Origin of the sequence: Luteimonas notoginsengisoli (assembly GCF_042648885.1) — a bacterium.
Lineage (GTDB): Bacteria > Pseudomonadota > Gammaproteobacteria > Xanthomonadales > Xanthomonadaceae > Luteimonas > Luteimonas notoginsengisoli.
Genome location: NZ_JBHRYF010000009.1, coordinates 244,893 through 268,780, shown reverse-complemented (window position 1 = coordinate 268,780; position 23,888 = coordinate 244,893). Strand labels below are relative to the sequence as shown.

Sequence of the window (23,888 nt, the reverse complement as noted above, 5' to 3'; positions counted from 1 at the left end):
GGCGGAGGATGGAGCGCGCGTTCGAGGGACGCGCGCCTTGTTCATTCGCAAAGACAACGATCTTGGCGTGCCGCAGTGTACGTTGCCGCCGCTGATGCGCGTGTTGCCACAATGCCGCGCGGCTCCGCTTCACGGCGTGAAACCTTCAGGCGTACCACGCCCATGCGAACAGGACGAACATCGTGCACGCCAGGCCGAGCTTGAGCACGATGCCGAACAGGATGCCCATCCATGTCCCGAAGCCGACCTTGGTCGCCTGGCCGACGCGGGCGCCGTCGATTCCGCGACCGTGCCAGAGTTCGCCAAGCAGTGCGCCGACGAATGGACCGGCGAACAGGCCGATGGGACCGAAGAACAGGCCGACGACGGTGCCCACCACCGCGCCGACGATGGCCTTGCGGCTTGCCCCCACGCGCTTGGCGCCGGCCGCGGTTGCCCAGAAATCGATTGCCATCGACAGCGCCGTCAGCGCGCCGAGGATCAGCAGCCACCACCATTCCACGCGTTCGAAACCGTCGGTCCAGGCCGCCAGCAGCATGCCGGCGAAGACCAGGGGGAGGCCGGGGATCGCCGGCAGGAGGATGCCGGCCAGGCCGACGACGACCATCAGCGCGGCGAGGACGTACCACAGGGCATGCAGGTCCATCGGGATTCCTTGGGCGGTGCGGAGGAGGGCAGGGCTTCCGGCGCACGGAGGTTCGCGTGCGACGCATTCTCACAAATGCCGCGGCGGTTTGCAGTCGTGCGCTGAACTGGCGTTGATGTCGCGCGCCCGTGACGCACAGACCAGTGGAGGGTGCCAGTCGGCGTGGCCCACCGGCTTCATGGCTGCGTGGGATGGTCTCGCCGCATTGGCTGGCGGGACGCAGGAAGGAACGCTTACGAGGACTGCGGATCAAAAAAAGACCCGCCGAATGGCGGGCCTTTTCATGGCGCTTGCCGGATGCTCAACGCAGCACGGCGCGCCCACCATTGATGCGGACGTACGAACCTTCGCGGATCCCCGCCAGGTCGGTCTGCTGGACGGTACGCAGGTTGCCATCCTCCATGCGCACGGTGACGCGATACGTCGTGCCCTGCTGGACCTTGTTCTGAATGGCATTGCCCGCCACGGCGCCGCCGACGGCGCCAGCGACGGTGGCGATGTTCTGGTTGCCCTTGCTGCCGCCGGTCTTGTCGGAGATCTCGTGGCCGGCAACCGCGCCGACGATGCCGCCGAGCACCGCACCGGTCGCATTGGGGACGTTCTGGCCACGGGCGACGGCTTCGATGCGCGTCACGGTGCCACAGTCGGTGCACACGCTGCTGCCATAGGAGGGTGCGGTGCTGTAGCCGCTTCCGCCGTAGCCGGGGGAGGTGGCGCAGCCTGCGGTGGCGAGCGCGGCGATGAGGGTAGTGGCGCCGAGCAAACGGATGTTCATGCCGATCTCCTGTGTGGGGGACGAAGCCAGGCTCCGTGGCCACGAACAGTAGGCAGCGCGCCGTGAACGCATGATCAACCATCGCGCGTCGAAGCCTTCGCGCGGGGCTGGCGTCATAGGGGGTTCATGTCCGCGGCGAAGCGCGCGTCGCGGGTGAAGTCACGCCGCAGGCATGCGAGCAAGCGGCGGCGCTATCAGCCGCGGAAGTCCTGGTGGCAGGCCTTGCAGGCTTCGCCGACCTTGCCGATGGCGGCGCTCACGCCCGCGCAGTTCAACGGCGGCGCCGCGAGGGTCGAGTCGAGGGTGGCGCGTAGGCCGCTGGCGTGCTTGCGGAAGCGCGCGTCCTCGCGCAGGTCGCCGAACGCCGGTTCGAGGTCGTTGGCCAGCGTGCGCAGTGCCTGCAGGTGCGGCAGGGTGTCGGTGGCGCTGCAGCGGTTGGCTTCGGTGCTGGCCTTGATCTGGGCGACGTGGGCCTGGAACAGGTCCATGGCGGCGACTGGATAGCGATCTTCCCAGGTCTTCCGGGCCTCGAGCGTCCGCAGGATCATCACCACGGCGATGGCGCCGATCACCAGGCCCACGAGGAACACAAACAGGTAGCGGCTGGCGGCGGAAGGCGGGCCCGGCTTCGCAGGACTGGCTTCGGGTGTGGTCGACATGACGGGCTCCTCGTTGGCTGCCGGGACGATAGCATGCAGCCGGCGCCGGTAAACTGCGCCGATGGATGCATCGTGGCAGGACCGTTTCTCGGGCATTGACCGTCTTTACGGCCGGGGTGCACTCGCGCAGCTGTCCGTGTCGCGGGTGGCGGTCATCGGTCTAGGCGGCGTCGGGTCGTGGGCCGTCGAGGCGCTGGCGCGCAGCGGCGTCGGCGCGCTCACCCTGGTCGATGCGGACGATCTGTGCGTGTCCAACACCAATCGCCAGCTGCCCGCGCTGGAAGGACACTACGGTCGCGGCAAGGCCGATGCCATGGCCGAACGCTGCCGCGCCATCAATCCGCAGGCCGACGTGCGCGCGGTCCCCAGCTTCCTCACTCCGTCGAACATGGAATCGCTGCTGGGCGAGGGCTTCGACGTGGTCCTGGATGCGTGCGACAGCTTCCGTAGCAAGGTCGAGATGATCGCCTGGTGCCGGCGCCGGAAGCAGCCGATCGTGACGGTGGGTTCCGCGGGCGGCCGGATCGATCCCACCCTGGTGCGCGTGCGCGACCTGTCGAAGACCGAACACGACGCGATGCTGGCGCTGATCCGGCGCAAGCTGCGCACCGAGTTCCGGTTCCCGAGCGGACCGAAGCGCTACTTCAGCGTGCCGGCCGTGTACTCGCTGGAGAACGTGCGCTACCCGCAGGCCGATGGCAGCGTCTGCGGCTTGCGTCCGCAGCTCGGCGCTGAAGCCGCACTCAAGCTCGACTGCGGGGCTGGACTGGGCGCCGCGACCCACATCACCGGCGCGTTCGCGTTCGCCGCCGTGGGCAAGGTGCTCGAACTGTTGCTGCGGCCGAAGGCGGTCGGGCAGGCCTCCCCCACGTAGGAGCGGCGGAAGCCGCGAAGCTGTTGCTCTTCCTTAATGTGGGAGCGCTTCAGCCCCTGGCTGGCGCATCAGTCAGTGCGTGCCCGAAGCCGCTATTACGAGGTCTCCCGACTCAAGCGGAAGCCGGCGGCAGGCCGAACAGCCTTTCGGCATTCGCGGTGGTCGCCCTGGCGATTTCCTCCGGCGCCACGCCGCGCAGCTGCGCGATCGTTTCGCACACGATCCGTAGGCGCGCGGGCTCGTTGCGCTGGCCGCGGATGTCGCTGTCCGGCTGGTCGGGGGCATCGGTTTCCAGCAGCAGGCATTCAAGCGGCATGTCGGCCACCAGCGCGCGCAGGCGCTGCGCGCGCTCGTAGGTGACCGGTCCGCCAACGCCCAGCACGAAACCCAGGTCCCACAATTGCCCGGCCTGCTGGTGGCTGCCCGACCAGCTGTGCACCACGCCGCGCAGTCCCTCGAAGCGGCGGATCGACGCGATCACCGCATCCACCGCGCGACGCGCGTGCACGATCACCGGCAGGTCGTGTTCGCGGGCCAGCGCCAGCTGGCCGTCGAAGTAGTACTGCTGCGCGTCGCGGTCGAGGCCTTCGATGAAGTAGTCCAGCCCGCATTCACCCACCGCGAGCGGACGCTCGCGCTCGATCCATTCGCCCAGTTGGATCAGATGCCCGGGCTTGTGGTCGTCCAGGAATATCGGGTGCAAACCGTAGGCCGGGAACAGTCCGTCCGTCGCGGCGCACACCTCTTGCAGCCTGCGCCAGCCGGCGGCGTCGATCGCCGGCACGATCTGGCGGGTCACGCCAGCGGCCCGCGCACGCGCGATCACGTCGCCGCGGTCGCGATCGAACTCCGCGACGTCAAGGTGGCAGTGGCTGTCCACCAGCATGGGGTCAGCGCCGCTTGCCGCGCCCGCCATCGACTGCCTCGCCGTGCCCGGGCCTGGCGCGCTTCCAGTTCGCAAGCAGCAGCGTGCCCAGTCCGAGCAGCAGTTCATCGACCAGGGGGATTACGTCCGGCACCAGCATGTCACCGACGAACAGGATCGCCGTCAGCAGGAACAGCTTCGGATAGCTCAGGCGGCCGAACCAGCGCAGCAGCGGGGCAAGCAGGAGATTGGGCATGGGATTCCCGGGTCGGAAAGGAGGCTGCCGGTCACGCTATCACCGGCGCCAGCCGCCGGGTTCATCGCGCTGTCAGCTTCGGCGCGCGGGGAAGAAGTCCTGTTCAGGTTGTGGATGCTGAAATCGTCGCGCACACAAGAGCGGGACATCCGCCATCAGGAGAGCCTCATGAACAAGAACACGATCGCCATTGCCATCGCCGCACTTCTGGTCGGAGGCGTTTCCGTGGCGGCATTCCAGAATGCGCGCACGCCGGCGGACGCCGATGGGATCGTCGCGCCCGCCGCACTGGCTGCCCATGACTCGGCGCTCGATGACGCGGCAGCGTTCGACAACAGCATCCCCGACGGCGGTCGCGTCGCCTACGCCGACGTGGTGGACGTGGAGCCGATCACCGAGAAGGAGAAGCTCTACGCCTCCGTCATCGGCACCGATCCGGTGCGCGAAACCTCGACCAACTCGACTCCGCGCGAAGTCTGCAACGATGTCGTGGTCCAGGAGCGCCTGCCCGAACGCGACGGCAACGTCGGCGGCACCGTGGCCGGCGCCGTCATCGGCGGCCTGCTCGGCAACCAGGTGGGCGGGGGCAACGGCAAGAAGGCCGCGACTGCGGCTGGCGCCGTGGCGGGCGGCTTCGTGGGCAACCGCGTGGACCGGCGGCACGTCGGCGGCAGGGTGGTCAATCGCACCGAGCGCCAGTGCCACACCGTCACCGATACCTCCGAATCCAGCCATGTCGTCGGCTACGACGTGACCTATCGCAACCCGGACGGCACGACCGACACCATGCGCATGGGCAGCAAGCCCGGCAGCCGGATCTCGCTCGGGACCCAGGACAAGACCGTCGGCTACGACGTGACCTACCGCTACGAGGGCGAGGAACGCACCATCCGCATGGACCAGAAGCCCGGCGAGCGCCTGCCGGTGATCAACGGCCAGGTGGTGACGCAGACCGCCGCCGCTGGGGACAACCCCGATCGCGGGTGAACCCGCGGGGCGATCCGCGACAGCAACCCGAAGGGCCGGAGCGATCCGGCCCTTTTTTGTGCCCAGCGCATCGGCGCGGGCCCATTCCTGGCCGGACAACGGGCTAAAATGACGGTTTTACCGGACGAAGAACCCGCCATGGCCCTGCACCCCTACGACCTTTACGACGTTCGCTCCCTGCTCAGCGAGGAGGAGCGCGCGGTCCAGGACACCGTGGCCCGGTTCACAGACGAACGCGTGCTGCCGATCATCGGCGAGTGCTTCGACCAGGGGCGCTTCCCGACCGAACTGATCCCGGAAATCGCGGGCCTCGGCCTGCTCGGCGCCACGCTGCCGGAAGAATACGGCGGCGCTGGGCTCAACGCGGTCAGCTACGGCCTGATCTGCCAGGAACTCGAGCGTGGCGACAGCGGCCTGCGCAGCTTCGCCAGCGTGCAGTCATCGCTGTGCATGTATCCGATCTACGCCTATGGCACCGAGGAGCAGAAACAGCGCTGGCTGCCCGACATGGCCGCCGGCAAGGTGATCGGCTGCTTCGGCCTGACCGAGCCGCACGGTGGTTCCGACCCGGCCAACATGAAGACCAATGCCAGGCGCGACGGCGGCGACTGGGTGATCAACGGCGGCAAGATGTGGATCACCAACGGCAACCTGGCCGACATCGCCATCGTCTGGGCGCAGACCGAGGACGGCATCCAGGGCTTCGTCGTCGAAAAGGGCTTCGCCGGCTTCAGCGCGCAGGAGGTCAAGCACAAGATGAGTCTGCGCGCGTCGGTGACGTCCGCGCTGTTCTTCGACAACGTGCGCGTGCCCGAGGCCAACCGCCTGCCCAACGTCAAGGGCCTCAAGGGTCCGCTCGGCTGCCTGACCCAGGCCCGCTACGGCATCACCTGGGGGCCGATCGGCGCGGCCATCGCCTGCCTTGACGAAGCGCTGAACTACTCGAAGGAACGCATCCTGTTCGACCGCCCGGTGGCCGCGACCCAGAGCGCGCAGCTGAAGATGGCTGACTGGGCGCGCCGCATCACCTCGGCGCAGCTGTTGTCGCTGCAGCTCGGCCGCCTGAAGGACGCCGGCAGGATGGCGCCCACGCAGGTTTCGCTGGCGAAGTGGAACAACTGCCGCATGGCGATCGACATCGCGCGCGAGGCGCGCGACCTGCTCGGCGCCGCCGGCATCACCACCGAGCACTGCCCGATCCGCCACGGCCTGAACATGGAGTCGGTGATCACCTACGAGGGCACCGAGACCGTGCACCAGCTGGTCGTGGGGCGCGAACTGACCGGCATCAACGCGTTCTGATCCCCCGCTTTGGCGGAGCGGCTTCAGCCGCGAGCCCTTGCTTCCTCTCCTGGGAGGCAGGGACGCTTGGGGAAAAGCTTGAGCAGCAGCGCGAACCGTGGGCACACCTCCCGCCTGCCCCTGACTGGCAGGCAGGAGCAAGGAAAGGGCCGGCGGTTCTCACCGTGCTACACCGCTTCGGGAGTCGCAAATGAGCTTGACCGACATCCGCATCGAGACCGAACGACTGGTGCTGCGCGCGCCGCGCATCGAGGATTTCGATGGCTACGCCGAACTTCACGGCGACGAGGAAGCCGCGCGCTACATCGGCGGACACATGCCGCGAGCGGCTGCCTGGCGCAAGTTCCTGCAGCAACCCGGCGCCTGGCTGGTGCAGGGCTTCGGCATGTTCTCGGTGCTCGACAGGTCCAGCGGCGAGTGGCTCGGCCAGCTTGGCCCGTGGCGGCCGGAAGGCTGGCCGGGCAACGAAGTGGGCTGGTCGTTCCGGCGCGCCGCGTGGGGCAGGGGATTCGCCACCGAAGCGGCGGTCGTCGCGATCGACTGGGCGTTCGACAACCTCGGCTGGGATGACGTGATCCACTGCATCGATCCGGCGAACGCGCCTTCCCAGGCGCTGGCCCGGCGACTGGGTTCGACCAACAAGGGGCCGGGAAAGTTGCCCCCGCCGCTCGAAAACCATCCGATCGAGGTCTGGGGACAGACGCGGGAACAGTGGCGCGCGCGCCGTGCCGGGGCGTCGGCGTGATCGACGTCTACGGCTTCTCCTCCTCCGGGAACTGCCACAAGGTGCGGCTGCTGCTGGAACAGCTCGGACGCCGGTTCGATCGCGATTACCGCTGGATCGAAACGGACAGCAGCCGCGGACAGACGCGCACGCCGCAGTACCTGGCGAAGTTTCCCAATGGCCGCGTGCCCGTGATCGAGCTGGACGACGGCCGCACGCTCGCCGAATCCAACGCGATCCTGTGCTGGCTTGCCGAGGGCAGTCCCTTCCTGCCGGGTGACGCTTGGGACCGCGCGCAGGCCCTGGGCTGGATGTTCTTCGAGCAGTACAGCCACGAGCCCTACGTTGCGGTCGCACGCTTCATCCGTGGCTGGACGCCCATGGATTCGCCGCGACGCGGCGCCGAGCTGGCGCGCTGCCTCGAACGCGGGCACGCCGCCCTTGCGTTGATGGAGCGCCACCTGTCCGTCCATCCATGGTTCACCGGGGCCGGTTACGGCGTCGCCGACATCGCCCTGTTCGCCTACACCGACGTTGCCGCCGACGGCGGCTTCGACCTTGCTGCCTATCCGGCGGTCCACGCCTGGCTGGCGCGCGTGCGCGCGACACCGAGCTTCGTTTCGATGCCGGAACCTGCCGCGGAAGCGGCAGCGTTGCTGGCAAGTTCCAATTGACCAAGACCTTCCACCCCCACATGCCTGTCACTCCGAGTGCAATCGCGTCCGTGCCCGCCACGGGCCGCGCGCGGTACTCGGCGTGACCTCCGGACAAGAGTGAAATGACCAGCATCCAGTCTCCGATTCCCGCCCGCATGCGCGGCCTCAACCGCGCCGAGATCTGCGACGTCAACTTCAGCGAATTCGTGCGCGGCTGGAACGGGCGCAGCGACGCGAAGCCCGCCCCGGACGACGCCATCCTCGACGGCAGCACGCTCGACGCGCGCGGCTTCCGCGAGCTGTTCGAATCGCAGCTCGTCAGCCGCCACCTCGACCTGATGGCGCGCGTCCTGCGGGTGCAGAACAAGGTCTTCTACACCATCGGTTCCAGCGGCCACGAGGGCAACGCGATGGTGGCGCGGGCAACCCGGCACACCGATCCGGCGTTCCTGCACTACCGCTCCGGCGGCTTCATGGCCGAGCGCTTCCGCAAGCTTCCCGGCATGGACCCGGTGATGGATTCGGCGCTGTCGTTCGCCGCGTCGAAGGACGACCCCGCGTCCGGCGGCCGCCACAAGGTCTGGGGCAGCAAGCCGCTGTGGGTGCTGCCGCAGACGTCCACGATCGCCTCGCACCTGCCCAAGGCCTTCGGCACCGCGGTGGCGATCGAGCAGGGCAAGCGCATCGGGCACCAGCTTCCGATCCCCGGCGACAGCATCGCGATCTGCTCGTTCGGCGACGCGTCGAGCAACCACGCCACCGCGCAGACCGCGTTCAACGCAGCGGCCTGGACCGCCTACCAGAAGCTGCCGGCACCGGTGCTGTTCGTGTGCGAGGACAACGGCATCGGCATTTCGGTCAAGACCCCGGACGGCTGGGTGGCGCGCAATTTCGCCAGCCGACCGGACCTGGACTACTTCGCCGCCGATGGCCTTGACCTGGCCAACGGCTACGGTGACGTGCAGAAGGCGGTGGAACACTGCCGCCGCAGCCGCCGCCCCACCTTCCTGCACCTGCGCACCACCCGGATCATGGGCCACGCGGGCACCGACTTCGAGATCGAATGGCGTTCGCTGGAGGAGCTGTGCGCGGTGGAAGCGACCGACCCGCTGCTGCGTTCGGCCGCGATCGCGCTCGAGTCCGGCCTGATGTCGAAGGACGAGGTGCTCGCGCTGTACGAGCAAACGCGCGCCAAGTGCTTTGCCGCGGCAGAGGACGCCGATCGTCGGCCGCGCCTGTCGTCGCTGCAGGAAGTGATGGCGCCGCTGGCACCGTACTCGCCCGCGGCGGTCGCGAAGGAAGCCGCCCGCGCCGACTACGACAAGCGCCGCGAGGAGGTCTTCGGCGGCACGGGCAAACTGCCCGAGAAGCAGGCGCCGCGCCACATGGCGATCCAGATCAACAACGCGCTGCACGACCTGTTCGCCAAGTACCCCGAGACGCTGCTGTTCGGCGAGGACGTGGCGCAGAAGGGCGGCGTCTACACCGTCACCAAAGGCCTGCAGAAGACCTTTGGCGCGCGCCGCGTGTTCAACACCCTGCTCGACGAGACCGTGATCCTCGGCCTGGCGCAGGGCTACGCCAACATGGGGATGCTGCCGCTGCCGGAGATCCAGTACCTGGCGTACTTCCACAATGCCGCCGACCAGATCCGCGGCGAAGCGGCCAGCCTGCAGTTCTTCAGCAACGACCAGTACCGCAACCCGATGGTGGTGCGGATCGCATCGCTGGGCTACCAGCGCGGCTTCGGCGGCCACTTCCACAACGACAACTCGATCACCGCACTGCGAGACATCCCGGGCCTCGTGGTCGGCTGCCCGAGCCGCGGCGACGACGCGGCAACCATGCTCCGCACGCTGGCGGCGCTGGCCAAGGTCGACGGCCGCGTGTGCGCGCTGCTCGAGCCGATCGCGCTGTACATGGCCAAGGACCTGCACGAAGCCGGCGACGGCGGCTGGCTGACGGAGTATCCGGCGCCGGACCAGGCGATGACGCTGGGCGAGGGCCGCGTCTATGGAGAAGAGCACGAAGACCTGGTCGTGTTCACCTTCGGCAACGGCGTGCCGATGAGCCTGCGCGCGGCGCGCATGATCGAGGCGAAGCATGGCTGGAAGGTGCGGGTGGTCGACCTGCGCTGGCTGGTGCCGCTCAACGACGCGTTCATCCGCGAACAGGGCGCGGGCGCGAAGCGCATCCTGGTCGTCGATGAGGGGCGGCGCAGCGCGGGCGTGGGCGAGGGCATCATCACGGCCCTGGCGGAGGGCGGACTGCTGAACGATGCGGCCGGCGCGCGCCCGTTCCGGCGCGTGGTCGGCGCGGACACCTTCACGCCGCTGGCCGGCGCAGCCTTCCTGGTGATTCCCTCCGAGGAGGAAATCATCGCGGCCGCCGACTCGCTGGCCTGACCGCGGGGCGGGCCCCGGGACCGTCTTTCCAGCAGGGGCGGAACTCCAGTGGGCCTGCGCCTTCGCAGACTTCGAAGCGCGAAGCCGCAGGATTCCGGCATGCCCCTGCGTTCGGCAGTCGAAAGCCGCGGGAATGACGATGTTCCGATGAGGGACGATGCCCCCTGGAGCACCATCACCAGCGGAACGATCCCTTCCGCCCTTGACGCCTCGGTTACGGACCCGCGCGGATAGTCTGGGAATCCCTTCCTCCGGATGGAGCAGTTCCCATGATCAAGACCAGGGTCGCGCTGTTTGTCGGCAGCCTGCGCAAGGATTCGTTCAATCGCAAGCTGGCCAAGGCGGTCGAGAAACTCGCGCCCGAAGATTTCGAGTTCGCGCACGTGCGCATCGACGACCTGCCGCTCTACAACCAGGATTTCGACGCCGACTATCCCGCGGAAGCGACGCGACTGAAGAAGGACATCGAGTCGGCCGACGCGGTGCTGTTTGTCACGCCCGAATACAACCGCGCGATCCCGGGCGTGCTGAAGAACGCGATCGACATCGCCTCGCGTCCGTGGGGGACCAACTCGTTCGCCGGCAAACCGGCAGCGGTGCTCGGGATCTCGGTTGGGGCCATCGGCACTGCGCTTGCGCAGCAACACCTGCGCAACGTGCTGGCCTACCTCGACGCGCCCACGCTGGGACAGCCGGAAGTCTTCATGCAGATGAAGGACGGGCTGATCGACGACGACGGCAACATCGGCAACGACGACACCCGCAAGTTCCTGCAGGACTTTGTCGACCGCTACGTGGCGTGGGTGAAGAAGCACGCCTGAGCCGCGCCGCTTCGCTTGTGCAGGAGCGGCGGAAGCCGCGAGCTTCGAGGCCGATCCCGGCCAAAGTCACTGGATCCCCGCCTTCGCGAGGATGACGATGTGAGGGAGACGTTTTGGACTCGAGAAACCGTTCTCGTGGGAGCGTCTTCAGCCGCGAGCTTTTCCACCCCGACGCCCGACGTCAACCTACACGGGGACGATAGTGAGACTCTAGGGCGGCGCACCGAGGAACGGTTTTGGTAGGAGCGGCTTCAGCCGCGAGCTTTCCGCCCGGCCGCGCCGAAGTCACTGGGTCCCCGCTTTCGCGGGGATGACGCGTGGGGGTTCGCTCGCTACCTGCGAATGCTGGTAAGGGCTGGGAGGGTGCCTTTTGAGATCGATCAGGCCCGCAGGGTGGGTAGAGCGCAGCGGCTTTCAACAGCTGGTCAACCCACCATGGCGCGATCCATGGCTATGCGGCGCCGCGATGGGTTTCGCCTTTGGCTCTACCCATCCTACGAATTAGCTCACGGCGTCCGCCGCTCCTGCAAGGAGCCAGACCGGTCGCGGACGACCAGCACCGCGACGTCGCGTTCGCCCCGGCGTTCCACGCGCACCAGGCCGGGTCCGGGCTCGCCGCCGATCGGCGTGTCGTCCAGCCACGCCAGTTCGCGCATCAGCACGCTCATGCGCAGGCCCAGGCGCTTGCACAGGCGCGGCAGCGAGATGCCGTCGGGCTCGCTCGCCAGCGCCGCGAGCAGCGCCTCAGTCGTGGATGGCGAGGGGGATGTCACGCGGCGTCTCGCCGGGCGCGGCGGCGCTTTCGTCGTGCGCGGACACCAGCACCGGAATCGATTTCGAAGTCGGCGTGCGTGCGTGGTCGGCGAAGCTCGACAGCGGCACCAGCGCGTTGGTTTCGGGATAGTAGGCCGCCAGGCAGCCGGCTGGGATGTCGTAGGGCACCAGCAGGAAGCGCCGCGCGCGACGCCGGACGCCGTCGTCGCACACGCTCTCCAGGTCGACCCGGGTACCGGCCTGCATCCCGAGCTTGCCGATGTCGTCGGCATTGGCGAACACGACGCGCCGCTCGCCGAACACGCCGCGGTATCGGTCGTCGAGGCCGTAGATCGTGGTGTTGTACTGGTCGTGCGAACGCACCGTGGTCAGGTTGAATACCGGCCGGGCGTGCGCGGCGCGGGCGCGATGCACCGGCAGGTTGGTGGGGACGGCATGGGCGATGAATGCCGCCTTGCCGCTGGCCGTGTTCCAGCGCCGTTCGCCGGCGGTGTTGGTGAGGCGGAAGCCGCCGGGCACGTGCACGCGGGCGTTGAAGTCGTGGAAGTCGTCGAACACCTCGGCGATGCGGTCGCGGATGCGATCGTAGTCGGCAACCAGCCAGCGCCACGGCACCTGGCTGCGCTGGCCCAGCGTGGCCTGCGCGAGGCGCGCGACGATCGCCGGCTCCGACAGCAGGTCGTTCGAGGCCGGCGCGTTGATGCCGGCCGACAGGTGCACCATGCTCATCGAATCCTCCACGCTGACCGACTGCGGCCCGGCGTCCTGGATATCGATCTCGGTGCGTCCGAGGCAGGGCAGGATCAACGCCTCGCGCCCGTGCACCAGATGGCTGCGGTTGAGCTTGGTGGCGACGTGCACGGTCAGGTCGCAGTTGCGCAGCGCGCGATGCGTGGCCTCGGTGTCTGGCGTGGCGGTGGCGAAATTGCCGCCCATCGCGAAGAACACCTTGCCGCGACCGTCGAGCATCGCCTCGATCGCGCCGACGGTGTCGAAGCCGTGTTCGCGCGGCGGCTCGAAGCCGAATACCTGGGCCAATCGATCCAGGAAGGCCGGCGCGGGCTTTTCATGAATGCCCATCGTGCGGTCGCCCTGGACGTTGCTGTGGCCGCGCACCGGGCAGGCACCCGCGCCGGGCCTTCCAAGATTGCCGCGCAGCAACAGCAGGTTGACCAGCATCTGCACGGTTGCCACCGAGTGCTTGTGCTGGGTGATGCCCATGCCCCAGCAGCAGATCACGCTGCCGGCGGCCATGTAGATGTCGCCCGCGCGCCGCAGCTGTTCCTGCGACAGGCCGGATTCGGCGGCGATCGTATCCCAGGACTCGCCTGCCACGTCGGCCGCGAACTCCGCGAAACCGGTGGTATGGCGGGTGATGAAGTCGACGTCGACCACGCGCGCGGCGCCGTCGCGCCGCGCCTGCTCATCGGCCTCCAGCACGTGCTTGGCGATGCCCTTGACCGCGGCCAGGTCGCCGCCGATGCGCAATTGGAAGTAATCCGACGAGATGCGGGTCGAACCGCCGTGCAGCATCTCGAGCGTGTCCTGCGGGTCGGCGAAGCGCTCCAGCCCGCGTTCGCGTAGCGGGTTGAACGAGAGGATCGCGGCGCCGCGCTTCGATGCCCGGCGCAATTCGCCGAGCATGCGCGGATGGTTGGTGCCCGGGTTCTGGCCGAAGATGAAGATCGCCTCGGCCAACTCGAAATCGTGCAGCGACACGGTGCCTTTGCCGACGCCAATCTGCGGCGTCATGCCCGTGCCGGATGGCTCGTGGCACATGTTGGAACAGTCGGGAAAGTTGTTGGTGCCGAACTCGCGCACGAACAGCTGGTACAGGAACGCCGCCTCGTTGCTGGTGCGGCCGGAGGTATAGAAGATCGCTTCGTTCGGCGATGCCAGCGCGTTGAGGTGCGCTGCGACCAGCGCGAACGCATCGTCCCAGGACACGGGCCGATAGTGGCCACTCGCGGCGTCGTACCGCATCGGCTGTGTCAGCCGGCCCTGGTCCTCGAGCCAGTGGTCGCTGTAGCGGGCGAGCTCGGCGACCGAATGCTGCGCGAACAGGGCCGGCGTGGCGCGATGCTTCGTGGCTTCCGCGGCGACGGCCTTGGCGCCGTTCTCGCAGAACTCGAAGGTGGACGCGTGGTCGCGGTCCGGCCACGCGCATCCCGGACAGTCGAAACCGTCGGGCTGGTTCGTCGACAGCAGCGTCCTGGCACCGTGCACCGGCACGTCCTGCTCGAGCAGGTGCTTGGCGACGTTGCGCAGCGCGTCCCAGCCGCCCGCGGGGCGGTCGTAGCGGCGGATGGTTTTCTGCTTGCTCACGCCGCGACGCCCCGTGCGTTCCCGCGCAGCCGTCCAGGGTGCGCATACACCACGTGCCCGTGCTCGCGGGCGAAACCGACCAGGGTCAGGCCGGCCGTGTCCGCCAGTGCGATCGCCAGCGCCGTCGGCGCGGAAATGGCGGCGAGCATCGGAATTGCCGCCTGCGCAGCTTTCATCACCATTTCGAAGCTGGCGCGGCTGGTGACGACCGCGAAGCCGTCTTGCGGATCGACGCCGGCGCGCGCCATCGCGCCGATCAACTTGTCGAGCGCGTTGTGGCGGCCGACGTCCTCGCGCACCAGCGCAACGCCGCCCTCGGCATCCGCCCAGCCGGCGGCGTGGGTGGCCCCGGTGAGCGCATTGAGCGGCTGCCCATCCCGCAGCTCGCGCAGGGCGCGATCGAGGGCTTCGACGGAAATGATCCTGCCTGCACCGACCACGGGCGGCGGGCGCAGCACGGCGTCGAGCTGGGCCGTGCCGCAGATGCCGCAGCCGCTGCGACCTTCAAGACTGCGTTGGCGGCCTGCCAGCGCAGCGGCGCGGGAGGGTGGAATCGACAGCGCGATCGACACGCCTTCCAGCGACGTTGCGATCGATTCGACGGCGACTTCGCCCGCGTGGGCGACCAGGCCTTCGCCGAGCGCGAAGCCGATCGCGAAGTCTTCCAAGTCGCCGGGGGTGGCCATCATCACCGCGAACGGCTCGCCGTTGCAGGCGAAGGCGACCGGGATCTCCTCGGCCACCAGGTCCCGGGCCTGGGCCAAGCGGCCGCGATGGCGGCGCAGCACGGGTTTTTCGACCGCGCCGGGCATGGATTCGCGTTGGGGATCCAGCTTCGTCATCGCATGGCGAGAGTACCGCGAACGCTCAGCGGTTGCGCCGCCGTTGCGGCTGCAGGAGGGGTTTCCGCTGGGCCTTCTGTCTTCGGTGCGGAAGACCGGAAGCTCGTGGCCGAAGCCGCTCCCGCGAGGCTGCGAAGGCCGAGCGGACTGCGCCTAGCGCGCGGGAACCACGCGGATCTCCACACGCCGGTTCGGCGCCAGGCAGGCGATCAGCGCATTGCGGTCCCGGTCCTCGCATTCGACGATCGGTTCCACGCTGCCGCGGCCGACCGCGGTGATGCGCGCCGCCGGGACGCCTTTCTGGACCAGGTAGTCGCGCACACTCTCGGCGCGGCGGTTGGACAGTTGCAGGTTCGCCTTGTCGTTGCCGATGCGATCGCTGTGGCCGATGACGTGGACGATCTCGTACGGCGCCCCACCCAGCAGGGTTGCGGCAAAGGCATCGAGCTGGGTGCGGCCCGCATCGCTGAGATCATCGAGGCTGGCCTTGCCGAACGCGAACAGGCCGTCGGCGGAGAGCTTCTGGCTCTGCGCGACCGGGGGCGGCGGTGCCGGCTCCGGGGCAGGTGCCTGGGTCTTGCATGCGGCCAGCAGCACGCCAGCGGCCAGCGTCGCAGCAACCGCGAAGTTCTTCGTGTTCATTTGTCGTTTCCCCCGAGCCTTCATTCGATGACTCCCATCGCGCTGGCGCAGCTGGCGCCGCACCTTCCCTCTGCCGAGATTAGCAGCGCGCCGTGACGGGAATGCGACGCCGGTCGCGCTTGCAACATCGGCCTCCGGACGGACGCCCGGGTCAGCGCGCCAGGCCGTCCAGCAGGGGAATCGGGCGCAATCCCAGGCCGTCGACGGAAGCCGCGTCGGTGCGCGCTTCCAGCGGCAGGACGGCAAGGGCAAGGTGGCGCGTGCCGTCTCCCGCGGTGCTGGCGATCGTGCCGAGCGGGCGTTCTGCATCCATTACCTGCTGGCCTGCCGCAACCAGCCCCTCGCATTCGAACAGCGCCAGCCCGCGCTTGGCCTGGCCCAGGAAGTGCGTGCGCGCCACGATTTCCTGGCCGGGATAGCAGCCCTTCTTGACGCTGTACGCCTGCAAGCGTTCGAGCGACAGCTGCTGCGGCGTCCACTGTCCCGACTGCGGCTCCGACAGGCGCGGCAGCCCGTGGGCGAGGTCGAACATGGCCCAGCGGGCGACTGCCGCGGCGTCTTCGCCGGCGTCTTCGTTCTGTGTGACGAACAGGGTGCGCGCGCCGCCGGCCCCGCCGAGGTCGAAGGCGATCCCGTCGCCGTCCGATGCCACCAGCGCGTCGATGGCCGCGGGATGGGCGTCGAAGCGCCCGCCCACGTGCAGCCCTGCGCCGGTTTCGATCTCCAGCTTGCTGCGGAACACGAAACGCCGAAGCTGTGCGGCGAATTCGGCCGGATCGCGGTCCTGCAGCACGAGATGCACGGTTTCGGCGGCGTTCTTCAGCAATGCGAACAGCGCCACCACGCGACCTTTCGGCGTCAGCCAGCCGCTCCAATGCCAGTGTCCGGCGGCGAGCGCGGCGACGTCGCTCATGAACTGCGCCTGCGCGAAAGCCACCGCGTCGCGGCCGCGCAGGGTGACAACGTGGTGGTCGGGCAGGGCGAACATGGGCGGATCCAGGAGCGTTGGCCGGTGTGGCAACCTTGTCCAAACGAAGGCCGGGACTTAGACTGCACGGGTTGCGAGGCCACAGAATGATAGGCGAAACCACCCAGCCACCCGTTCCCGAACAGACCGAACAGTCTGTCCCGGAAACGATTCCCGCCCCGGAATACGGCGGCCGCGAAGGCCCCGATCCGACGCGCTACGGTGACTGGGAGAAAAACGGACGCTGCATCGATTTCTGAGGCCCTGCATCGTAGACCGGGTGGAGCGCAGCGAAGCCCGCAGGTCTGCCACGTCGAATGCGTGCCCGGTTCCGGACGACGCGAACGCCGATGGCGGGACGTCAGCCACGCGGCCAATGCCGCCCAGCGAGAGAACGAGGCACGATGGCCAATCGCGAACGTCCCCTGTCACCGCACCTGCAGGTCTACCGGTGGCAGATCACGATGACGATGTCGATCCTGCACCGTGGCAGCGGCATCGTCCTGGTCGCGGGCGCCTTCGCGCTGGCGTGGTGGCTGCTTGCGGTCGCCGCCGGCGGTGAGGCGTATGCCAGCGCCGCGGCGTGCGTGGCGTCGCCGTTCGGGCAGCTCGCGCTGTTCGGCTTCTCGCTGGCGCTGGTCTACCACCTGCTCAACGGCATCCGCCACTTGTTATGGGACATCGGCTGGGGCTTCGACATCCCCGAGGTGTATCGCTCGGGCTACACGGTGGCCGGCCTGACGGTGGTGCTGACCGCGCTGATCTGGTTCTTCGCATTGCGGGGTGGGGCATGAGCGATCCGTCGAAAGCGGCCAGGGGCGCGAACCCCGACTTCCGCACGCCGATCGGCCGCGCCCGCGGGCTGGGTTCGGCCAAATCGGGCACCGCGCATTTCTGGTGGCAGCGCGTCACCTCCGTCGTGCTCGCACTGCTCGTGCCGTGGCTCGTGGGCACGCTGGTGTCGTTCATCGGTGCCGACCTGGTATCCGTGCAGGCCACGCTGGCCGTCCCGCTCAACGCGATCCTGCTGGCGGCTTTCGTGCTGGCCCTGTTCTGGCACGCCAAGCTGGGCATGCAGGTGGTGATCGAGGACTACGTGCATACCCGCGCGGTCGAGGTCACCCTGCAGATCCTGTTGACGTTCGCATGCGCTGCCGGCGCGCTGGCGTGCATTTATTCGATCGCGAAGATTGCCTTGCTGCCATGAGTCGCAGGCGAGTGCATCGAAGCGATTTCCGAGCGGTATCGACGACGCTTCTCCCCTCGGCTGCAGAACGGCACGCCCGCGTGTCCGCCGCCGGAGCCGGCTCCACCGGCAATGCCCTTACACCGACCGCTCTCCCGCGTAATGGAGAGGGGCTGCAGGACGCCAAATGACCAACTCCTACAAGATCACCGAACACAAGTACGACATGCTCGTCGTCGGCGCCGGCGGCGCCGGCCTGCGCGCCACGTTCGGCCTGGCCCAGAAGGGTCTGCGCACGGCCTGCATCACCAAGGTGTTCCCGACCCGCTCGCATACCGTCGCCGCGCAGGGCGGCATCTCGGCCGCGCTGGGCAACATGGGCCCGGACGACTGGCGCTACCACTACTACGACACCATCAAGGGCTCGGACTGGCTGGGCGACCAGGACGCGATCGAGTACATGTGCCGCGAGGCGATCCCGGCGATCATCGAGCTCGAGCACCAGGGCGTGCCGTTCTCGCGCACCGAGGAAGGCAAGATCTACCAGCGCCCGTTCGGCGGCATGACCACCGAATACGGCAAGGGCACCGCGCAGCGCACCTGCGCCGCCGCCGACCGCACCGGCCACGCGATCCTGCACACGCTGTACCAGCAGTCGCTGGCGCACAAGGCCGAGTTCTTCATCGAGTACTTCGCGCTCGACCTGATCATGGACGCCGACGGCGCCTGTCGCGGCGTGCTGGCGCTGGACATGGCCGAGGGCACGCTGCACCTGTTCCGCGGCCACGGCACGGTGCTGGCCACCGGCGGCTACGGTCGCGCCTACTTCTCCGCGACCTCGGCCCACACCTGCACCGGCGACGGCGGCGGCATGGCGCTGCGGGCGGGGCTGGGCCTGCAGGACATGGAGTTCGTGCAGTTCCATCCCACCGGCATCTACGGCGCCGGCTGCCTGATCACCGAGGGCGTGCGCGGCGAAGGCGGCATCCTGCGCAATGCCAGCGGCGAGCGCTTCATGGAGCGCTACGCGCCCAACGCCAAGGACCTGGCCTCGCGCGACGTGGTCAGCCGTGCGATGACGCTGGAGATCCGCGAGGGTCGCGGCGTCGGCGAGCACAAGGACCACATCCATCTCGACCTGACCCACCTCAACCCGGCCGACATCCACGAGAAGCTGCCGGGTATCGCCGAGAGCGCGCGGATCTTCGCCGGCGTCGACGTCGAGAAGCAGCCGATCCCGGTGATCCCGACCGTGCACTACAACATGGGCGGCATCCCGACCAACTACCACGGCGAAGTCGTGCAGCTGAAGGATGGCAACCCGGACCACGTGGTGCCGGGCCTGTATGCGATCGGCGAGGCCGCCTGCGTCTCGGTGCATGGCGCCAACCGCCTGGGTTCCAACTCGCTGCTCGACCTGGTCGTGTTCGGCCGCGCCGTGGCCAACCGCTGCGGCGAGACCATCAAGCCGGGGCAGGCGCACCGCAACCTGCCGGCCGACGCCTGCGACAGGTCGCTGGCCAACCTCGACCGCCTGCGCCACGCCAACGGCGACACCCCGACGGCGGTGATCCGCGACCGCATGCAGCGCACCATGCAGGCCGACGCGGCGGTGTTCCGCACCGGCGAGACGCTAGCCGAAGGCGTGGAGAAGATCCGCCAGATCCGCGCCTCGTTCTCCGACGTCAGGGTCAGCGATCGCTCGCTGGTCTGGAACTCGGACCTGGTCGAGACATTCGAGTTGCAGAACCTGCTCGGCCAGGCGCTGGCGACCATCGTTGCCGCCGAGAACCGCCAGGAGTCGCGCGGCGCACACGCGCGCGAGGACTTCCCCGAGCGCGACGACGCGCAGTGGCAGAAGCACTCGCTGTGCTGGGTCGGCGACGAAGGCGAAACCCGGATCGACTACCGCCCCGTGCACATGTACACGCTCGACGACGAGGTCGAGGTCGTGCCGCCGAAGAAGCGGGTCTATTGATCTTGCAGGAGCGGCTCGAGCCGCGAGCCTTTTGTAACCGTCGCACCATCGTTGAAAGCTCGCGGCTGAGGCCGCTCCTACGCAAAACGTTGCAGGAATAGCGAAATGGCCGAATTCACCCTCCCCAGGAACTCGAAGATCCACAAGGGCAAGCGCTTCGCCGCGCCCGCGGGAGCGACGCGCGTGCGCGAGTTCAAGGTCTATCGCTGGAGCCCGGACGATAACGAGAACCCGCGCACCGACACCTACGAGATCGACCTCGACAAGTGCGGTCCGATGGTCCTGGACGCGCTGATCAAGATCAAGAACGAGATCGACCCGACGCTGACGTTCCGTCGTTCCTGCCGCGAGGGCATCTGCGGGTCGTGCGCGATGAACATCGACGGCACCAACACGCTCGCCTGCACCCGGGCGATCGACGATTGCGCCGGCGGCAAGGGCGAGGTCCCGATCTACCCGCTGCCGCACATGGAAGTGGTCAAGGACCTGGTCCCCGACCTTACCCATTTCTACGCGCAGTACGCGTCGATCCAGCCCTGGATCCGCACCCAGAGTTCGCCGCCGCCGGATCGCGAGCGCCTGCAGTCGAAGGAAGACCGGGCCAAGCTCGACGGTCTCTACGAATGCATCCTGTGCGCGTGCTGCAGCACCGCCTGCCCGAGCTACTGGTGGAACGGCGACCGTTACCTCGGCCCCGCGATCCTGCTGCAGGCCTACCGCTGGATCGTCGACAGCCGCGACGAGGACACCGGCGCGCGCCTGGACGACCTCGAGGATCCGTTCAAGCTCTATCGCTGCCACACGATCATGAACTGCACGCGCACCTGCCCGAAGGGCCTGAACCCGGCCAAGGCGATCGGTGAGATCAAGCAGCTGATGCTGGCGCGCCAGCAGTAGCGTCCCGCGCCGTTCGAGCGCGGTGGACACGCGGAGCGGCCATCCCCGCTCCCACCAAGTACGGGGTTCCCGATGCCGCGCGCCATCTTCCTTCCCGCCTTCGCCATGGTGTTGCTGACGTTCGTCGTCTGGCTGCGCATGTACATCATGCGGATCGCGCAGATGAAGCGCGAACGCATCCACCCGCAGTCGGTCGCCACTTCCGCGCAGTCGGCGGCCCGCCTTACCGACAGCCGGGCCGCGGACAACTTCCGCAACCTGTTCGAACTACCGGTGCTGTTCTATCTGGCGCTGGTGATCGCCGCGATCTCCGGGCTGGCCAGCGACGTCACGCTGGCGCTGGCCTGGCTGTTCGTCGCGTTGCGCGTGGTGCACAGCGCGATCCACTGCACGTACAACAAGGTCATGCACCGGTTCAAGGCGTATTTCGCCGGCGGGGTGGTGCTGTGGGTGCTGTGGGCATGGCTGGGCTACCAGCTGTTCGCGCGATGAGTGCGGCGTCGCCCGGGGACGAGGCCGAACTGCGGCGCCTGCGCTGGAGGTGCCGGCGCGGGATGCGCGAGCTCGACCAGTTGCTCAACCGCTGGCTCGATCGGCAATGGCCGGCCTCGTCCGAGGCCGAACGCGGGGTTTTCCTACGGCTGCTGGCCTGCGAGGACGATAAGCTCTGGCGCTGGTTCCTTGGCCACGAGAACGCCCCCGATGCCGCACTCGATTCGCTCGTCCAGCGCATCCGCACCCTGTCGCCTTGAACGACGCGCATCGCCGTTGCTGGTCGCGGCGCTGATGTCGCTCGCCGTCGGCGCGGCGTTCGCGGTGTTCGTTTCGGAAATGCCGCGCGTCGCCTCGTGGCCGCTGGCGGTAGCTGCGCTTGTGCATGGGGTATGGCTGGCATGGCGTGAAGCCCACGCCAGGCCGGTCGAGCTGGTGATCCCGCACGCGCCCGCCCGGGCAACGGTCGATGGCCAGGCCGTGGATGAGCTGGCCGTGCGCTGGCGCGGACCGATCGCGTTCGTGCAATGGCGCGTTGGCGGCGGTCGCTGGCGCCGGCACGCCTTCTTCCCAGATACGTTGCCGGCCGCAAGGCGCCGTGAACTGCGGCTGGCCGCACCGCCACCCGCGCCTGCGCGCCGGGCGGTATCAGTGGCACCATAGCGCCTAGTGTCCAGACTCCTTCCAACCAGGTCGATGCCATCCATGGCGCAACTTTCCAGATTCCGGATCGCCCAGCCCGGCCATCCATGGCCGTGCGTTCGGGAACGCAGCAGACGCCTTGTCGGCGTCCGCTAGCACGCGCCCTCTCCCATGTTCAAACCCATTCCTGTCGCCATCGGCCTGCGGTACCTGCGCGCCAAGCGCCGCAACGGCTTCATTTCCTTCATCTCGCTGGCCTCGATCCTTGGCATCGCCATCGGCGTGGCCGCGCTGATCACCACCCTGGCGGTGATGAGCGGATTCCAGCGCGAGATTCGCGACCGCATGCTGCAGATGGCGGCGCACGCCACGGTCACCGCCAGCGGCGAGGCGATGGAGAACTGGCAGCAGGCCATCTCCGAGGCCCGGCAGGACCCGCGCGTGGCAGGAGCGGCGCCCTATATCGAAACCCAGGCGCTGCTGTCCGCCTCGCGGAAGCAGGGCGCGCTGATCCGCGGCGTCGACCCGGTCGAGGAGGGCAAGGTGTCGGTGCTGGCCGGGAAGATGGTGCAGGGCAAGCTGGAAGACCTCGCCCCGGGCAGCTTCAACATCGTGCTTGGGCGCGAGCTCGCGCTGTGGATCGGGGCCGGCGTGGGCGACAAGGTTTTGGTGCTCACCGATGTGCGCGCCACGCCGATGGGCGCGGTCAAGCAGATGAAGCGGTTCACGGTCAGCGGCATCTTCGAGGCCGGCTACCAGGAATACGACAAGGGCCTGGCGGTGGTGAACCTGCAGGACGCGCAGCGCCTGATGCGCATGGGCGACGGAGTCACCGGCGTCCGCCTGCGGATGCACGACATGGACCTGGCATGGGAAGTCGCGCGCGACCTCGCACTGCGGCTCAAGGGTCCGTACCTGGTCAGCGACTGGACCCGCGACAACGCCAACATGTTCCGCGCGCTGAAACTCGAGAAGACGATGATGGCGATCCTGCTGTCGCTGATCATCGCCATGGGCGCGTTCAACCTGGTGTCCTCGCAGGTGATGCTGGTGACCGACAAGCAGGCGGACATCGCGATCCTGCGCACGCTCGGCCTGACGCCGCGCGGGGTGATGCAGGTGTTCATGGTGCAGGGTTCGCTGATCGGCCTGATCGGCACGCTGTCGGGCGTGATCGGCGGCGTCGTGCTCACCCTCAACCTCGAACACATCCTGCGCGCGATCGAACGCGTGTTCGACGTGCAGCTGATGCCCGAGGACGTCTACTACATCACCGGCTTGCCGACCCAGCTGGAGGCCAGCGACATCACCATCATCGCGATCATCGCCCTGGCGATGGCGTTCCTGGCAACGCTGTATCCGGCATGGCGCGCAGCGCGCACCGCGCCGGCGGAGGCGCTGCGTTATGAGTGAGAACGGGAACATGGGATCGCGGAGCAGCGGATCTGCCGGGCAACAACAACCAGCCGTGCACGACGGCGAAGTGATCCGCGCCGACGGGCTGGCGAAGACGTATGCGGAAGGCTCGCTGCGCACTCCGGTATTCGACGGGCTGGACCTGGCCGTGCATGCGGGCGAAACGGTGGCCATCGTCGGTGCGTCCGGCGCCGGCAAGAGCACCCTGCTGCACCTGCTGGGCGGCCTGGACACGCCGACCGCGGGCGAGGTGTTCGTCGCCGGGCAGCGGATGAGCGCGCTGTCGGACGCGGAACGCGGCCGCCTGCGCAACCATGCGCTGGGTTTCGTGTACCAGTTCCACCACCTGCTGCCGGAATTCACCGCGCTCGAGAACGTGATGCTGCCGGTACTGCTGGGCGGCACCGCTGTCGCCGAGGCCGCGAACACCGCGCGCGCGCTGCTGGAATCGGTCGGCCTCGGCCATCGTCTGGAGCACAAGCCGGGCGAACTGTCGGGCGGCGAGCGCCAGCGCGCGGCCGTTGCGCGCGCGCTGGTGAACCGGCCCGGCTGCGTGCTCGGCGACGAGCCCACCGGCAACCTCGACGAGAAGACCGCAGCCACCGTGTTCGACCTGATGCTGGAACTCAATCGCGCCCACCGCACCAGCCTGGTGCTGGTGACCCACGACCGCCGCCTCGCGCGCCGGCTCGACCGGGTGCTGGAACTGTACGAAGGCAGGCTCAGGGAGTTGCCCGCCACCGAGGTGTAAGGAGAC

The 23,888-nt window shown here is 68.3% G+C and carries 27 protein-coding genes; 17 read left to right on the top strand and 10 right to left on the bottom strand.

What is annotated here, in order from left to right:
- Window positions 1-145: 145 nt before the first annotated feature.
- The 3 genes from ACFOM9_RS13360 to ACFOM9_RS13350 all read right to left on the bottom strand — a co-directional run bounded on the left by ACFOM9_RS13360 (window position 146) and on the right by ACFOM9_RS13350 (window position 2,080).
- Complete coding sequence (locus ACFOM9_RS13360) at window positions 146-646, bottom strand: DUF456 domain-containing protein (RefSeq protein WP_386711728.1); 501 nt, start codon at window positions 644-646, stop codon at window positions 146-148.
- Between the two features lie 301 nt (window positions 647-947).
- The gene (locus tag ACFOM9_RS13355) at window positions 948-1,421 is read right to left on the bottom strand and encodes an outer membrane lipoprotein (RefSeq protein WP_386711725.1); all 474 of its coding nucleotides are present in this window, start codon (window positions 1,419-1,421) and stop codon (window positions 948-950) included.
- Between the two features lie 194 nt (window positions 1,422-1,615).
- Window positions 1,616-2,080, bottom strand: coding sequence for a hypothetical protein (locus ACFOM9_RS13350; protein WP_386711722.1), 465 nt, complete (start codon window positions 2,078-2,080; stop codon window positions 1,616-1,618).
- A gap of 61 nt (window positions 2,081-2,141) precedes the next feature.
- Between ACFOM9_RS13350 and ACFOM9_RS13345 the strand changes: the two genes are divergently transcribed.
- Window positions 2,142-2,954, top strand: coding sequence for a tRNA threonylcarbamoyladenosine dehydratase (locus ACFOM9_RS13345; protein ID WP_386711719.1), 813 nt, complete (start codon window positions 2,142-2,144; stop codon window positions 2,952-2,954).
- A 112-nt stretch (window positions 2,955-3,066) separates the two neighbouring features.
- Here ACFOM9_RS13345 and ACFOM9_RS13340 read toward each other — a convergent pair whose 3' ends face one another.
- Together ACFOM9_RS13340 and ACFOM9_RS13335 are read right to left on the bottom strand one after the other, a co-directional pair.
- Window positions 3,067-3,840: a TatD family hydrolase gene (locus tag ACFOM9_RS13340; protein WP_386711716.1), complete on the bottom strand. Its 774-nt coding sequence runs from the start codon at window positions 3,838-3,840 to the stop codon at window positions 3,067-3,069.
- Window positions 3,841-3,844: 4 nt separating this feature from the next.
- Window positions 3,845-4,075: a DUF6116 family protein gene (locus ACFOM9_RS13335; RefSeq protein ID WP_386711713.1), complete on the bottom strand. Its 231-nt coding sequence runs from the start codon at window positions 4,073-4,075 to the stop codon at window positions 3,845-3,847.
- Between the two features lie 168 nt (window positions 4,076-4,243).
- Between ACFOM9_RS13335 and ACFOM9_RS13330 the strand changes: the two genes are divergently transcribed.
- From ACFOM9_RS13330 to ACFOM9_RS13305, 6 genes are all read left to right on the top strand, one after another.
- The gene (locus ACFOM9_RS13330) at window positions 4,244-5,062 is read left to right on the top strand and encodes a glycine zipper 2TM domain-containing protein (RefSeq protein ID WP_386711710.1); all 819 of its coding nucleotides are present in this window, start codon (window positions 4,244-4,246) and stop codon (window positions 5,060-5,062) included.
- Window positions 5,063-5,200: 138 nt separating this feature from the next.
- A complete protein-coding gene (locus tag ACFOM9_RS13325) occupies window positions 5,201-6,364 on the top strand; it encodes an acyl-CoA dehydrogenase family protein (RefSeq protein ID WP_386711707.1) in 1,164 nt (387 codons plus the stop codon).
- Window positions 6,365-6,554: 190 nt separating this feature from the next.
- Window positions 6,555-7,109, top strand: a complete 555-nt coding sequence (locus ACFOM9_RS13320; protein WP_386711704.1) for a GNAT family N-acetyltransferase — start codon at window positions 6,555-6,557, stop codon at window positions 7,107-7,109.
- On the top strand, window positions 7,109-7,762 hold the full coding sequence (locus ACFOM9_RS13315; RefSeq protein WP_386711948.1) for a glutathione S-transferase family protein: 654 nt from the start codon (window positions 7,109-7,111) through the stop codon (window positions 7,760-7,762). The genes ACFOM9_RS13320 and ACFOM9_RS13315 overlap by 1 nt, the downstream gene beginning before the upstream one ends.
- A 104-nt stretch (window positions 7,763-7,866) precedes the next feature.
- Window positions 7,867-10,149, top strand: a complete 2,283-nt coding sequence (locus ACFOM9_RS13310; RefSeq protein ID WP_386711701.1) for a thiamine pyrophosphate-dependent enzyme — start codon at window positions 7,867-7,869, stop codon at window positions 10,147-10,149.
- A gap of 269 nt (window positions 10,150-10,418) precedes the next feature.
- Complete coding sequence (locus ACFOM9_RS13305; RefSeq protein ID WP_386711698.1) at window positions 10,419-10,970, top strand: NADPH-dependent FMN reductase; 552 nt, start codon at window positions 10,419-10,421, stop codon at window positions 10,968-10,970.
- A gap of 506 nt (window positions 10,971-11,476) precedes the next feature.
- Here the strand turns inward: ACFOM9_RS13305 and ACFOM9_RS13300 are convergent.
- The 5 genes from ACFOM9_RS13300 to ygfZ form a co-directional block, all read right to left on the bottom strand.
- On the bottom strand, window positions 11,477-11,743 hold the full coding sequence (locus ACFOM9_RS13300; protein ID WP_386711695.1) for a hypothetical protein: 267 nt from the start codon (window positions 11,741-11,743) through the stop codon (window positions 11,477-11,479).
- The gene (locus tag ACFOM9_RS13295; protein ID WP_386711692.1) at window positions 11,715-14,069 is read right to left on the bottom strand and encodes an FdhF/YdeP family oxidoreductase; all 2,355 of its coding nucleotides are present in this window, start codon (window positions 14,067-14,069) and stop codon (window positions 11,715-11,717) included. The genes ACFOM9_RS13300 and ACFOM9_RS13295 overlap by 29 nt, the downstream gene beginning before the upstream one ends.
- Window positions 14,066-14,911, bottom strand: coding sequence for a formate dehydrogenase accessory sulfurtransferase FdhD (gene fdhD / locus ACFOM9_RS13290; RefSeq protein ID WP_386711689.1), 846 nt, complete (start codon window positions 14,909-14,911; stop codon window positions 14,066-14,068). The genes ACFOM9_RS13295 and fdhD overlap by 4 nt, the downstream gene beginning before the upstream one ends.
- 153 nt (window positions 14,912-15,064) lie before the next feature.
- The gene (locus ACFOM9_RS13285; protein ID WP_386711686.1) at window positions 15,065-15,553 is read right to left on the bottom strand and encodes an OmpA family protein; all 489 of its coding nucleotides are present in this window, start codon (window positions 15,551-15,553) and stop codon (window positions 15,065-15,067) included.
- A 151-nt stretch (window positions 15,554-15,704) separates the two neighbouring features.
- Window positions 15,705-16,541, bottom strand: a complete 837-nt coding sequence (gene ygfZ / locus ACFOM9_RS13280; protein WP_386711683.1) for a CAF17-like 4Fe-4S cluster assembly/insertion protein YgfZ — start codon at window positions 16,539-16,541, stop codon at window positions 15,705-15,707.
- 86 nt (window positions 16,542-16,627) lie between these two features.
- Here ygfZ and ACFOM9_RS13275 point away from each other — a divergent pair, with 86 nt between their 5' ends.
- The 10 genes from ACFOM9_RS13275 (at window position 16,628) to lolD (ending at window position 23,882) form a co-directional block, all read left to right on the top strand.
- Window positions 16,628-16,780, top strand: coding sequence for a DUF1674 domain-containing protein (locus tag ACFOM9_RS13275; protein WP_386711680.1), 153 nt, complete (start codon window positions 16,628-16,630; stop codon window positions 16,778-16,780).
- A gap of 144 nt (window positions 16,781-16,924) precedes the next feature.
- Entirely contained in the window at window positions 16,925-17,314 is a 390-nt protein-coding gene (gene sdhC / locus ACFOM9_RS13270) for a succinate dehydrogenase, cytochrome b556 subunit (RefSeq protein ID WP_386711677.1), read from the top strand.
- Window positions 17,311-17,727 (top strand): succinate dehydrogenase, hydrophobic membrane anchor protein, encoded by a 417-nt coding sequence (gene sdhD / locus ACFOM9_RS13265; RefSeq protein WP_386711674.1) that lies wholly within the window; start codon window positions 17,311-17,313, stop codon window positions 17,725-17,727. The genes sdhC and sdhD overlap by 4 nt, the downstream gene beginning before the upstream one ends.
- A 166-nt stretch (window positions 17,728-17,893) precedes the next feature.
- Complete coding sequence (gene sdhA / locus ACFOM9_RS13260; RefSeq protein WP_386711671.1) at window positions 17,894-19,684, top strand: succinate dehydrogenase flavoprotein subunit; 1,791 nt, start codon at window positions 17,894-17,896, stop codon at window positions 19,682-19,684.
- A gap of 105 nt (window positions 19,685-19,789) precedes the next feature.
- Complete coding sequence (locus ACFOM9_RS13255) at window positions 19,790-20,581, top strand: succinate dehydrogenase iron-sulfur subunit (RefSeq protein WP_386711668.1); 792 nt, start codon at window positions 19,790-19,792, stop codon at window positions 20,579-20,581.
- Between the two features lie 72 nt (window positions 20,582-20,653).
- Window positions 20,654-21,073 carry an MAPEG family protein gene (locus ACFOM9_RS13250; RefSeq protein ID WP_386711665.1) on the top strand — a complete coding sequence of 140 codons (420 nt, stop codon included), beginning with the start codon at window positions 20,654-20,656 and terminating at the stop codon, window positions 21,071-21,073.
- Complete coding sequence (locus ACFOM9_RS13245) at window positions 21,070-21,333, top strand: FAD assembly factor SdhE (protein ID WP_386711662.1); 264 nt, start codon at window positions 21,070-21,072, stop codon at window positions 21,331-21,333. The genes ACFOM9_RS13250 and ACFOM9_RS13245 overlap by 4 nt, the downstream gene beginning before the upstream one ends.
- Window positions 21,334-21,367: 34 nt before the next feature.
- Window positions 21,368-21,736 carry a hypothetical protein gene (locus ACFOM9_RS13240; protein ID WP_386711659.1) on the top strand — a complete coding sequence of 123 codons (369 nt, stop codon included), beginning with the start codon at window positions 21,368-21,370 and terminating at the stop codon, window positions 21,734-21,736.
- A 150-nt stretch (window positions 21,737-21,886) separates the two neighbouring features.
- Window positions 21,887-23,128: a lipoprotein-releasing ABC transporter permease subunit gene (locus tag ACFOM9_RS13235; protein WP_386711656.1), complete on the top strand. Its 1,242-nt coding sequence runs from the start codon at window positions 21,887-21,889 to the stop codon at window positions 23,126-23,128.
- Window positions 23,129-23,138: 10 nt separating this feature from the next.
- Entirely contained in the window at window positions 23,139-23,882 is a 744-nt protein-coding gene (gene lolD, locus ACFOM9_RS13230) for a lipoprotein-releasing ABC transporter ATP-binding protein LolD (protein ID WP_386711653.1), read from the top strand.
- Window positions 23,883-23,888: the final 6 nt, after the last annotated feature.

What these genes read in the sequence shown, in the direction of transcription:
- ACFOM9_RS13355 (WP_386711725.1), bottom strand. Translation starts at nt 1,421, where the DNA reads ATGAACATCCGTTTGCTCGGCGCCACTACCCTCATCGCCGCGCTCGCC.
- sdhC (WP_386711677.1), top strand. Translation starts at nt 16,925, where the DNA reads ATGGCCAATCGCGAACGTCCCCTGTCACCGCACCTGCAGGTCTACCGG.
- ACFOM9_RS13320 (WP_386711704.1), top strand. Translation starts at nt 6,555, where the DNA reads ATGAGCTTGACCGACATCCGCATCGAGACCGAACGACTGGTGCTGCGC.
- ygfZ (WP_386711683.1), bottom strand. Translation starts at nt 16,541, where the DNA reads ATGTTCGCCCTGCCCGACCACCACGTTGTCACCCTGCGCGGCCGCGAC.
- ACFOM9_RS13335 (WP_386711713.1), bottom strand. Translation starts at nt 4,075, where the DNA reads ATGCCCAATCTCCTGCTTGCCCCGCTGCTGCGCTGGTTCGGCCGCCTG.
- ACFOM9_RS13345 (WP_386711719.1), top strand. Translation starts at nt 2,142, where the DNA reads ATGGATGCATCGTGGCAGGACCGTTTCTCGGGCATTGACCGTCTTTAC.
- sdhA (WP_386711671.1), top strand. Translation starts at nt 17,894, where the DNA reads ATGACCAACTCCTACAAGATCACCGAACACAAGTACGACATGCTCGTC.
- fdhD (WP_386711689.1), bottom strand. Translation starts at nt 14,911, where the DNA reads ATGACGAAGCTGGATCCCCAACGCGAATCCATGCCCGGCGCGGTCGAA.
- ACFOM9_RS13305 (WP_386711698.1), top strand. Translation starts at nt 10,419, where the DNA reads ATGATCAAGACCAGGGTCGCGCTGTTTGTCGGCAGCCTGCGCAAGGAT.
- ACFOM9_RS13325 (WP_386711707.1), top strand. Translation starts at nt 5,201, where the DNA reads ATGGCCCTGCACCCCTACGACCTTTACGACGTTCGCTCCCTGCTCAGC.
- ACFOM9_RS13360 (WP_386711728.1), bottom strand. Translation starts at nt 646, where the DNA reads ATGGACCTGCATGCCCTGTGGTACGTCCTCGCCGCGCTGATGGTCGTC.
- ACFOM9_RS13245 (WP_386711662.1), top strand. Translation starts at nt 21,070, where the DNA reads ATGAGTGCGGCGTCGCCCGGGGACGAGGCCGAACTGCGGCGCCTGCGC.
- ACFOM9_RS13235 (WP_386711656.1), top strand. Translation starts at nt 21,887, where the DNA reads ATGTTCAAACCCATTCCTGTCGCCATCGGCCTGCGGTACCTGCGCGCC.
- sdhD (WP_386711674.1), top strand. Translation starts at nt 17,311, where the DNA reads ATGAGCGATCCGTCGAAAGCGGCCAGGGGCGCGAACCCCGACTTCCGC.
- ACFOM9_RS13275 (WP_386711680.1), top strand. Translation starts at nt 16,628, where the DNA reads ATGATAGGCGAAACCACCCAGCCACCCGTTCCCGAACAGACCGAACAG.
- ACFOM9_RS13310 (WP_386711701.1), top strand. Translation starts at nt 7,867, where the DNA reads ATGACCAGCATCCAGTCTCCGATTCCCGCCCGCATGCGCGGCCTCAAC.
- ACFOM9_RS13285 (WP_386711686.1), bottom strand. Translation starts at nt 15,553, where the DNA reads ATGAACACGAAGAACTTCGCGGTTGCTGCGACGCTGGCCGCTGGCGTG.
- ACFOM9_RS13330 (WP_386711710.1), top strand. Translation starts at nt 4,244, where the DNA reads ATGAACAAGAACACGATCGCCATTGCCATCGCCGCACTTCTGGTCGGA.
- ACFOM9_RS13350 (WP_386711722.1), bottom strand. Translation starts at nt 2,080, where the DNA reads ATGTCGACCACACCCGAAGCCAGTCCTGCGAAGCCGGGCCCGCCTTCC.
- lolD (WP_386711653.1), top strand. Translation starts at nt 23,139, where the DNA reads ATGGGATCGCGGAGCAGCGGATCTGCCGGGCAACAACAACCAGCCGTG.
- ACFOM9_RS13255 (WP_386711668.1), top strand. Translation starts at nt 19,790, where the DNA reads ATGGCCGAATTCACCCTCCCCAGGAACTCGAAGATCCACAAGGGCAAG.
- ACFOM9_RS13340 (WP_386711716.1), bottom strand. Translation starts at nt 3,840, where the DNA reads ATGCTGGTGGACAGCCACTGCCACCTTGACGTCGCGGAGTTCGATCGC.
- ACFOM9_RS13240 (WP_386711659.1), top strand. Translation starts at nt 21,368, where the DNA reads ATGTCGCTCGCCGTCGGCGCGGCGTTCGCGGTGTTCGTTTCGGAAATG.
- ACFOM9_RS13250 (WP_386711665.1), top strand. Translation starts at nt 20,654, where the DNA reads ATGCCGCGCGCCATCTTCCTTCCCGCCTTCGCCATGGTGTTGCTGACG.